The organism is Rothia sp. HMSC069C04, assembly GCF_001812895.1.
Lineage (GTDB): Bacteria > Actinomycetota > Actinomycetes > Actinomycetales > Micrococcaceae > Rothia.
The window spans coordinates 154,974-164,786 of the sequence record NZ_KV810755.1 but is presented as its reverse complement, the minus strand read 5'-3'; the positions used below and the strand labels follow the sequence as shown (position 1 = coordinate 164,786).

Sequence of the window (9,813 nt, the reverse complement as noted above, 5' to 3'; positions counted from 1 at the left end):
ATTTATAGCGTCCAAGTTTCGGGGCGCAGTTCACACACACCCGCGGGGCTTCTCTTTACGTTCTATCCACGTTCTAGCGTCGGCCCACGAACCAGTCCGATAGCTTATCGATACGCGCCTGAATCTGCTCCGCAGAAGCCTGTGCGACCGCCGGGCCGCCACAAATCTTACGCAGCTCATTGTGAATTACGCCGTGCGGCTGACCCGAACGAATCGACCACGCCGCCACGTTCTTCGCTAGCTTATTGCGCAGCGCCTTCAACTGGCGGTGATCCACCACCGAAGGCGCCGCCGTCGCCGGGCGACGTGCCGCGTGTTCACGCTGATGCGCACGCAGCAGCGTACCCACCTGCTCGGCGTCCAGCAGACCCGGAATACCCAGGAAGTCCTGTTCCTCCTCACTACCCACGGCAAGGTTGCCGGAGGCGAACTCGGCACCGTCGAACAGCACACCGTGGAAGGACGCCTCGGAGCCGAGCGCCTCAAACTTACCGCGTGCCAGCTGCTCGGAGGCGCGCTCCTCCCGGTTTGCTTCCTCGAGCAGGTGATCGTCCAGGCCCTCAACCATGGGGTCGATTTCCTGGGGCGCGCCGCGGTCGAGGGCGTGGTCGCGCTCGACCTCCATGTCGTTGGCGAGCATCATCAGCTGCGGCACCGAGGGCAGGAACACGGATGCGGTTTCGCCGCGCTTGCGGGCACGCACGAAACGTCCGATAGCCTGCGCGAAGAACAGCGGGGTGCTGGTGCTGGTGGCGTACACGCCCACGGCGAGGCGGGGCACGTCCACGCCTTCGGACACCATGCGCACGGCAACCATCCAGCGTTGCATGCCTTCACGGAATTCGTCGATTTTTGCGGAGGCTTCACGGTCGTCAGAGAGGATTACGGCGGGGTATTCGCCGGTGATTTTCTGAATCTGTTCGGCGTAGGCTTTGGCGTCCGCGTGGTCGGTTGCGATGACGAGCGCACCGGCGTCGGGCACGGTGCGGCGCACCTCGGTCAGGCGCTTGTCGGCTGCCGCGAGCACGGTCGGGATCCATTCGCCGTTGGGGTCGAGGGCGGTTCGCCACGCCTGGGAGGTGATGTCCTTGGTGAAGCCCTCCCCCAGGTTTGCCGCCATCTCCTCACCGGCGGAGGTGCGCCAACGCATCTGGCCCGAGTACGCCATGAAGATGACCGGGCGCACCACGTGGTCCTTCAGCGCGGGGCCGTAACCGTAGGAGTAGTCCGCTTTGGAGCGGCGGATACCGTCATTGTCGACCTCGTAGGTGACGAACGGAATCGGGGAGGTGTCCGAACGGAACGGGGTACCGGTCAGCGCCACGCGGCGGGTCGCGTCGTCGAACGCTTCACGCAGGCCGTCGCCCCAGGACAGCGAATCACCGGCGTGGTGAATCTCGTCAAAAATTACGAGGGTCTTCGTTTCCTCGGTGTTGCGGGCGTGTAGCTGCGGCTTATTCGCCACCTGCGCGTAGGTCAGCGCCACACCCTTGTAGTGGCGGCTGATGGTCACATCCGCGTTCTTGAAGTTCGGGTCAATGGGAATACCGACCTTCGCGGCGGCGTCTGCCCACTGCTTTTTCAGGTGGTCGGTGGGCGCCACAACGATGAGCTGGCGGACCGTGCCGCGGTTGAATAGTTCCTTGGCGAGGGTCAGCGCGAACGTGGTTTTACCCGCGCCGGGGGTTGCAACTGCCATGAAGTCGCGGGGGTTGGTTTCGAAGTACTTCTGCATGGCTTCTGCCTGCCAGGCGCGCAGGCTGACGGAAGTACCCCAGGGGGCGCGGTCGGGGTATGCCGGGGAGAGCTTCGGCTTCACCATACTGTCGAATAGGGTGGGTTCCTCTGCGGGTGCGCTCATTCTCTCCTTCTTCCTCGTCTGCCTCTGCTGGTACCCTCTGCCGCCTCAGGGCAGGTGCCTTTCCCCCGTTAGGAGGTGGCGCTCTAGTGTTCCTGATGCTCTGGCGGTCCGGGCACAGCGAGGTTAAATTCTAGAACCACATCCGCGGGTTGGGCCGGGCTGTGGTGCAAGAATTTGGTGCTCGTCAGCAAAGTCTCATGAGCGGTGTTGGGCCGTTGAGTCTTGCTGCTGCGGCGTGTTATTTATTCGTATTTATTCAGGCGTATTGTCTGAGGCGTGTCGTCTGGCGCGTATTATTCGCCGGAGCCGTTGTCGCCGTCGTTGCCGGGTGCGAGGCCTTCGTAGATTTCCTTACACTGGGGGCAGACGGGGAACTTCTGCGGGTCGCGGCCGGGTACCCACATTTTGCCGCAGAGGGCGCGTACGGGTTCACCGGTCAGCGCCGATTCGAGGATCTTTTCCTTGCGTACGTAGTGGGAGAAGCGCTCGTGGTCGCCGGGCTCAGAAAGCTGGGTTTCTTCGCGTTCGAGCAGAGCGGTACCGCCTGCGGTTCCGGGGCCAAAGGGGTCTTCGATGCCTTCGATCGAGCTCATGTTTCTCCTTGATGATGAGGTGGGATACATAGGGTGAGGGGTGCCGCTGCACGGTTGGGTGATCGGCGCCTTCTCTATTTTAGTAGCAGTTGGGAGGTGCTGAGCCCCCGGGCGGTCAATATGGAGGCAGACCACAGCTCAACCATAGACTCTTAGGTATTGCGGTGAGCTTCTTTCTGCTAGAAGTTCGGGGCTAGAAGTTCGGGCGGCACAGAAAAGGGGTTCCGTTCCAGGCTTAGTACCTAACACGGAACCCTTCTCTTTTATTCCTGATGTGCTGGAGCTTCGACTCTTGTTAGTTCGCTTGGAAGCGTGCCACACGCTCCAGCATCTTGGAGCTGACCTTGTCATAGCGGTGGCCGCCCCAGGCCACGCCGCCCACGAGCAGTGCAGCACCAATCAGCAGCTGAATCAAGCCACCGTAGACGAGAGTCAGCACATCCTGCGTGCCGAAAATGTACACGACAACAGAGATACCGCCAGGCAGTGCGCTGAGCATCACCAAAACTATAGAGAGCATCAGCAGCAGTTGCTTAGCAAAGCCGTCAGTGTTCTTCGGGTTCTTGAACGGGTTAGCCCCGGGAGGAGCCACCGGCGGACTGATGAAGGTATCCAGTACGCATCCCACGCCAGCCGCCGCGGCGAGCACGCCCAGCTGGTGCATCAGCACGATGGGGACGAGTTCCAAGTGTCCGTTTGCTACGCAGGCGACGAACACCATCACCACCACGATCGGAACCGTCAAGATGCTGTACCCCCAGAGACGACCAAGACGGTCGTCAATACCGCGCAGCGGGGAGAGCACGTGCAGGCTGAATGCGGTGTTGTCGTAGGAGACGAGGTAGCACATGTAGTAGCCGGTGAAGACGGTGCAGAAGTACATCCAGAATCCGAAGAGCTGCATCACGCCGCTATTGATAATCTGGTTAGCTTCAGCCGCGTTACCACCGTTGAAACTGACCTGACTTTCGAAGGAGCCTACAGAGCTCAGGAACAGGGGCATAGCCACCGTCAGTATCAGGTAAAGCATGGCGGTGCTTGCGGTCAGCAGCTGCAGACGGTTGTCTTTCAGAAATGAGTGCAGGGTTCGTGCCGCCACGGCACCACGCGGGGTTGCGGGGAACCGTGCCAACAGACCCAAATCACCCGCGGCGACTTCAGCTGCGCTCGCGTGGTGCGCGCTACCGCCCACATTCGCCATGGAGCGTGCCAGGTTCTTACCCCACAGCCACCATCCGCCAGCCAGGTAGACGAGGGTCAGAGCCAGGCAACCAAGGGCGGTGCCCATATTGCCGGTCGCCATAAAGTAGGGCACCGCAAATGCCGACCCGAAGGGCGTCACGCTGAGCCACGGCAGGTAGGGCAGCACCTCTTCCCAGTGCTTGGTCAGGTAGGTTATCGTTCCACCGAAGATAAAGCCGGCGCTCATCATCAGTAGCATGGCAACGATCATCAGGGTGTTGGCGATGCGCGGGTTATCATTCAGCGCCATGCCCAGGCGGTTGGCGAGACGAGCCCACACCATGAGGTTCGCAAGGCCGAGCACGCAGCAGATGAGGTACACGACCAGCGCGAGCGGTTGCGATATAAACGCGATCGCACCCAGCAGCACGGCAATGATGCTGGCAATGCCGGGGATACCCACGAACCCGCCGAGGAACTGGCCCTTCTGCAGGGTGGAGGGCTTGATGGGGAAGAGCACGAATCGGCTCTCGTCCAGGGTGCCGTCCAGTCCGCTAAAGAAAATGGGGACAATAGCCCAGGCGAGCGCAATAACCGCGCCTACCAGGAGGGTTCCGAGCTGACCGTATTCGGGTACCTCCGAGTTAGCGATAAAGTATGCGGAGCCGAGGCCGAAGAGCATACCGCCCGCGTAGAGCGCCGCAAAAATCAGGCCGATCAGTGCCCAGATGCTGCGGCGGAAGGAAGCGAGCACATACTGCCACTTTAGTGAGACGAGGTGCCCAACCATGACAATCCTTCCGAGGAGGTGCGGCCGCCGACCAGCTGCACGAATCGTTCTTCAAGGCTCATGCCGGCGCGTACTTCATCGACCGTTCCGGCGGCGAGAATACGGCCGGAGTCCATGACGGCTACGTGGTCGCACAGGCGCTGGACAAGGTCCATCACGTGCGAGGAGATAATGACAGTTCCGCCGGAGGCAACGAAGCCACGCAGAATGTCCTGAATATTAGCGGCGGAAACCGGGTCGACCGCCTCAAAGGGCTCGTCCAGGATCAGCACGGAGGGCGCGTGAACGAGAGCGGCGGCGAGCGCAATCTTCTTGGTCATACCGGCGGAGTAGTCGGCAACGGCACGGCCCGCAGCGTCGGTCAGGTCCATTGCGGTGAGCAGGTCCTTGACGCGGGATGCGACAGTTTCCTTATCGATTCCGTGCAGGTAGCCGGAGTAGGTGATGAGCTGTTCACCGGTGAGCTTGTCGAAGAGGTGCACGCCGTCGGGCAGCACACCCAGGTGCGCTTTGGCTTTGAGCGGTTCGGCCCACATGTCGATGCCTCGCACGTATGCGGTGCCTTCGCTGGGCATGAGCATGCCGGTGACCATGGAGATGGTGGTGGTTTTACCGGCGCCGTTGCGGCCGACCAGCCCGTAGAAGGATCCAGAGGGGATATCCAGGTTGATGCGGTCGACGGCGACCTTCTGACCGAATGCCTTGGTGAGGCCGCGGATTTCGATGGCGGGGCGAGCGCCAGCTGCAGGTATAGTCTGCGGGGTGACGGGTAGCTGCGGTGCTACCGATGCGGGAACTACAGCTTCCGGCGCTACAGGCTCGAGGTTTGTAGCTTCCGGCGCTGCAAATTCGGGGACTATAGCTTGAGGTACTGCCGCGGCGGGGGTTGCCTCTACTGTGGTCTCTAGTACCGGGTTGGTCTCTTGTACCGGGTTCTGCGGTGAACCTGGTTCTTGCAGGTTCGGGTCCTGGGGAAAGTGACTAGTGTTCATATTTTCACCCTACCACCCCCCCCCATGAGGTCTAGCAGGTTTGGTGATGAAACCTGCATTATTAAGTACTCACAATGCATAATATGGACATTTCGGGGTGCTATAGATGCCATCCAACCGCGCTATCAGACAGGTTGAGTCGCCTGCTCTCCCCACCCTTAAAACCGCTCAAACCCGCGAACGCAGAACGGGCTACAGCCTCCCCCGCAGCCCGAGTGCAGGGGTAGACGATAGCCCGTCCGTATTCAAAGTTTCAGCCGCCTAGATTAGCCAGAGCTCGCTAGACCGGCTCATGACGTTTCCCAGGCGACAGCGCCTTTTAGAACAGCGCCATAGTCAGTGCCGCACGCGCCTTGACGGTGCGCGGGTCAGATGCACCCACCACATCGAAGAGCTGCACGAGACGCTCGCGCACACGCGCCTTATCGTCAGGACCAACAGCGCTGAACAGGCGCAGTAGACGGTTGTACGCGTCCTCCACGTGGCCACCGACCAGGTCCAGGTCGGCTACGTTGAACGCGGCGTCAATGTTCATGGGATCTGCCGCGGCCGCCGCACGTTCGGTTGCCATGTCCAGATCCTTCACACGGGCGAGCAGTTCAACCTGTTCCAGGCCGAGCTTCGCTTCCTTATCACCGGGGTTCTCGGCAATTGCCTTGCGGTATGCGGCGCGGGCGCCCTCCAGGTCGCCGCGGTCGAGGGCGGCGACAGCTTCTGCGTGCAGGGGCGGCAGGGGCTTTTCATCTTCGGGAACGACCGGGTCGAAGCCGCCGGGCAGCTGGTACTGTGCCGCGAGTTGCAGAACCTGGGAGAGCACATCGCCGAGGTCTTCTGCGCTGACCGGGCCGGTGTAAATCGGTGCCGGGCGGCCCGCCAGAACGGCAACGCCCGCGGGCACGCCGCTCACGCCGAATGCCTGGGCAGCTTCGGGGAGCTTGGTGACGTCCACGGCAGCGCAAATCATGCTACCTGCGGCGGAATCAACAAGCTTCTGCACGCCTTCGAGCATCTGCAGGGAGGAGGGCGAGTGCGGCGCGTAGAGCGCAAAAATTACGGCACCCTGGCTGGAGAGCTGAACGAACTTCTGGAACTCTTCGGGGGTGTTGACCTCGTAGCGCCAGGTGGGAGCGGAGGGGGTCTGCTCGCCGCCCTGTTCGCCAGCAGACTGTGCCGCGTTGGGGTTTAGTTCCATGGCGTTGCGTACGGAGGCGGGAATCTCCTGCGCTGCCCCGTTCTGCGCTGCACCACCCTGCGCGACATGACCCTGTGCCGCGTTCTGGGATGCGCCGCGGTCTGCCGGATCAAAAATAATGCTCATCCTGGGCTCCTTTACGTTCTGTACCTATTGTTGCGTGCGGGCTAAATCCTTCACGCGTTCCTTCCTCTATTATCCCCACAACGCACCGTTGCGAGCGCCCGTTCTCTGTCGCCTACGCTCTGAGCTCATGCCGGGGATAGCGTTTGGGCTATTGCCCGATCCGTCCCGCAAATATCTCTCCCACATGCACTCCCCTGTCCTTGGGATTCACCGTGGACGCCGTAACAAAGTAAACCAGCCGGTAGAATGGCACAGTAGAGAAAAAATACCCGGAATGATTCGGAAAGGAAGAGCATGAGCGAGAAGAAAGCCTCAGAAGCTCCCGCAGAGACGACATCGTCCCCCGAGACGCGCAAGAAGGAATCCCTCACCGATCAGCTAACGGAGACCTTCAGCGAGCTGACCGAAAGCATTAGCCAGGTGCGTTCCAACCGCCGCCGCGCTTCTATGCCTCCTACGGATACCATTCCGGTGGTTCCCGCCGCTTCTGAGGATGCGCCTCCCGCACCGAAGGTGGTCGGCAACGGCAAGGCATCCATGATGCACAACCCGGTCGCTTTTGGTTTCCTCATGACCGTGGGCGTGGGTCTGGCGCTCTTCGCCTACTACATTTTCAACAATGTGGGTGCCCTGGTGGGTTGGGTGACCGGTGCTATTTTCATTGCTCTGGGTCTAGACCCGATTGTGCGCCGCCTGGAGTCTTGGGGCATTAAGCGCGGTATCGGCGTGATTGCTGTGCTTGCTGGTTTTGCTGGCGCTGTGACCGGTCTGGTCATGACCATTGGCCCAATTATTAGCGAGCAGGCATCTAAGTTTGTGCAGTACGCGCCGGGTATCTATCAGAACACAATTGATTCTGATTGGTACCACGAGCTTGATCAGCGTTTTAACATCAGCACCTGGGTGAATGAGAACGTCCCTAAGTTCTTGGAGTCAACGTTCTCCTCTTCACAGGTCAATAGCTTCATGTCGAGCTTGGTTTCTGCTGGGTCTACTTTGGCGCAGAGCGTGACCGGCGTGATTATTGTGCTGTTCCTGTCTCTATACTTCCTCACCTCGATGGACACCATCAAGGCGTGGGGTGTGCGTTTGGCGCCGGCGTCTAAGCGTGTGCGTGTCAAGTACATTACCGACAAGATTACTGAGTCGGTGGGTAACTACGTGATGGGCCAGGCGATGGTAGCCATTCTGAACGCCCTCTTCGCATTCTTCATAATGTTGTTCTTGGGCTTTAGCTTCCCGCAGTTGATGGCTTTGGTCGTTATGATTCTGGCGTTCATTCCGCTGGTTGGTGGCGTGATTGCGCTGATTTTGACCTCGCTGATTCTGCTGACTCAGGGTTGGAGTCTGGCGCTGTGGTTTGCGGTGGCGTACTTCCTGTACTTGCAGGTGGAGGCGTACCTGATTTCTCCGCGTATTATGGCTCGCGCTGTGTCGGTCCCTGCCGGTGTTGCGATTATTTCGGTGGCTGCCGGTGGCGCGCTATGGGGCGTGCTGGGCGCGCTGATTGCTATTCCGGTGGCGGCTTCCATGCTGATTCTGGTGCGTGAGGTGTTCATTCCTCGCCAGGACCAACTATAGTCACCGCCCAGTTGTAGTCGCCTCCCAGCTGTAGAGTCCCCTCTAGGTTCTCTACGCGCTCACGGCTCTTCCACCGAGCAGGCGTTTAAGACATAAGGCGGCGGCTTTGGATGTTCTATCCAAAGCCGCCGCCTTGATATTTTTATGCAGTGTTTTTACGCTGTGTTTTTATGCCAAACCTTTAGAGCTCAGTAATTTCTTCTGCCACCGGGCCGTTGTACTCGGTGGGCAGTTCAGTGGGCACACCGGTTACGATGCTGACAATAGTGTTCAGGACCTGCTGCACGGACTTCTCGCCCACCCACAGGTGCTTGCAACCCTCGAAGGGAATTACCCGAGTACGCGGTACAGCCGCGAAACGCTCACACGCCGCCGGAGGCTGCAGGTAGTCGTCGTGCTCGGGCACCAGCGCGTACAGCGGGTTCGAGATCTTATTCCACTCGTCCAGCTCAGCCGGGTGCACACGGTGCAGCGGCGGAGAGAGCAGAATAGCGCCGGTGAACTCGTCCGCGTATTCGGGCGCGTACTTGAGCACCAGCTCGGTGCCGAAGGACCAGCCGACCAGCCAGGGGTTCGGCAGGGCGCGCTCGCGTACGAACTTCAGGATTGCGTCGAAGTCCTTCTTCTCGGCAAAGCCGCCGTCAAAGACGCCTTCGCTGGTGCCGCGAATCGAGGAGGTGCCGCGAGTGTTGAAACGCAGCACCGCAATGTTCGACAGCGCCGGCAGGCGGAAGGACGCCTTCTTGTACACGTGCGAGTCCATGTAGCCGCCGTGGGTGGGTAGCGGGTGGAAGGTCACCAGGGTTGCCTTGACTTCGCCTTCGGGCAGGGCGAGTTCACCGACGAGGCGCTTGCCGTCCGCGGTGGTGACGGTGAAGTTCTCGCGGCGTGCCGGAAGCACAGTACGTGCCTTAATGGGGGTGGGCTCAGCGGCGGTGCTGAAGACGTAGCGGGCGGGATCGAATTCCTGCTCGCGGGTGATATCGGCGGTGTTGCTCATTGCGTTCCTTCAAGAAATGGATTCGAGAATGTGGTTTTGGTCAAGAATGTAGTCTTAGGCTGCACCTCAAGTGCAGTGTTCAGCCTATTTACGGCGGGTGCGCCAGCAATGCTGATGCCAGTGCCTGCGCTCGTCAATGGCGCGGCTACGGCCCATCGTGTGGCTTTCTTGCCACACCACCAGATGCGCTGTTCTGGGCGGAATCGGGCGGTAGCATTCGGGGCAGGTGTAGGTTTTTTGGGCGTTGACGGCTGCAATGTATTGCACCAGCCAGTCACCGTATCGGTCACGTTCCAGTCGGGGCGCTGGGTCGAGAATCCTGCTGATATCACGCCCTGCGGGTGCTTGACGGTGCCACTTATCGCTGGTGGTGCCGGATGCTCGCCTGCCGGGATGATTCTTACGTGCCATGAGCCCTATTCTACCGCGCCACTCAACTATCTCTACCTACCAGCCCTGCCGCTGTTCGCTCTGCGCTCTTCCTCATTCTGAGGCG

At 60.3% G+C, this 9,813-nt stretch carries 8 protein-coding genes; 1 reads left to right on the top strand and 7 read right to left on the bottom strand.

All coding sequences use genetic code 11. The annotated features are described in order from the left end of the window. Positions 1–73: 73 nt before the first annotated feature. The 5 genes from HMPREF2879_RS07535 to HMPREF2879_RS07515 form a co-directional block, all read right to left on the bottom strand. The gene (locus HMPREF2879_RS07535) at positions 74–1,861 is read right to left on the bottom strand and encodes a DEAD/DEAH box helicase (protein ID WP_070635170.1); all 1,788 of its coding nucleotides are present in this window, start codon (positions 1,859–1,861) and stop codon (positions 74–76) included. Between the two features lie 293 nt (positions 1,862–2,154). Further along, a complete protein-coding gene (locus HMPREF2879_RS07530) occupies positions 2,155–2,454 on the bottom strand; it encodes a DUF3039 domain-containing protein (RefSeq protein ID WP_005506434.1) in 300 nt (99 codons plus the stop codon). A gap of 295 nt (positions 2,455–2,749) precedes the next feature. Next, positions 2,750–4,426 carry a transporter gene (locus HMPREF2879_RS07525; RefSeq protein WP_070635169.1) on the bottom strand — a complete coding sequence of 559 codons (1,677 nt, stop codon included), beginning with the start codon at positions 4,424–4,426 and terminating at the stop codon, positions 2,750–2,752. Next, entirely contained in the window at positions 4,402–5,418 is a 1,017-nt protein-coding gene (locus tag HMPREF2879_RS07520) for an ABC transporter ATP-binding protein (RefSeq protein ID WP_049352977.1), read from the bottom strand. The genes HMPREF2879_RS07525 and HMPREF2879_RS07520 overlap by 25 nt, the downstream gene beginning before the upstream one ends. 319 nt (positions 5,419–5,737) lie before the next feature. After that, on the bottom strand, positions 5,738–6,736 hold the full coding sequence (locus tag HMPREF2879_RS07515; protein WP_049350321.1) for a co-chaperone YbbN: 999 nt from the start codon (positions 6,734–6,736) through the stop codon (positions 5,738–5,740). 294 nt (positions 6,737–7,030) lie between these two features. On the opposite strand from HMPREF2879_RS07515, the gene HMPREF2879_RS07510 reads away from it, so the two are divergent. Next, positions 7,031–8,317 (top strand): AI-2E family transporter, encoded by a 1,287-nt coding sequence (locus HMPREF2879_RS07510; RefSeq protein ID WP_070635168.1) that lies wholly within the window; start codon positions 7,031–7,033, stop codon positions 8,315–8,317. A 181-nt stretch (positions 8,318–8,498) separates the two neighbouring features. Here HMPREF2879_RS07510 and HMPREF2879_RS07505 read toward each other — a convergent pair whose 3' ends face one another. Both HMPREF2879_RS07505 and HMPREF2879_RS09220 read right to left on the bottom strand, forming a co-directional pair. Further along, entirely contained in the window at positions 8,499–9,317 is an 819-nt protein-coding gene (locus tag HMPREF2879_RS07505; protein WP_070635167.1) for an alpha/beta hydrolase, read from the bottom strand. An 84-nt stretch (positions 9,318–9,401) separates the two neighbouring features. Further along, positions 9,402–9,728 (bottom strand): ATP/GTP-binding protein, encoded by a 327-nt coding sequence (locus HMPREF2879_RS09220; RefSeq protein WP_083297885.1) that lies wholly within the window; start codon positions 9,726–9,728, stop codon positions 9,402–9,404. Between the last annotated feature and the right edge of the window lie 85 nt (positions 9,729–9,813).

Bases quoted from the DNA above. Each gene is read 5' to 3' on its own strand.
- HMPREF2879_RS07530 (WP_005506434.1), bottom strand. From the start codon at position 2,454: ATGAGCTCGATCGAAGGCATCGAAGACCCCTTTGGCCCCGGAACCGCA.
- HMPREF2879_RS07520 (WP_049352977.1), bottom strand. From the start codon at position 5,418: ATGAACACTAGTCACTTTCCCCAGGACCCGAACCTGCAAGAACCAGGT.
- HMPREF2879_RS07510 (WP_070635168.1), top strand. From the start codon at position 7,031: ATGAGCGAGAAGAAAGCCTCAGAAGCTCCCGCAGAGACGACATCGTCC.
- HMPREF2879_RS07515 (WP_049350321.1), bottom strand. From the start codon at position 6,736: ATGAGCATTATTTTTGATCCGGCAGACCGCGGCGCATCCCAGAACGCG.
- HMPREF2879_RS07505 (WP_070635167.1), bottom strand. From the start codon at position 9,317: ATGAGCAACACCGCCGATATCACCCGCGAGCAGGAATTCGATCCCGCC.
- HMPREF2879_RS07525 (WP_070635169.1), bottom strand. From the start codon at position 4,426: ATGGTTGGGCACCTCGTCTCACTAAAGTGGCAGTATGTGCTCGCTTCC.
- HMPREF2879_RS07535 (WP_070635170.1), bottom strand. From the start codon at position 1,861: ATGAGCGCACCCGCAGAGGAACCCACCCTATTCGACAGTATGGTGAAG.
- HMPREF2879_RS09220 (WP_083297885.1), bottom strand. From the start codon at position 9,728: ATGGCACGTAAGAATCATCCCGGCAGGCGAGCATCCGGCACCACCAGC.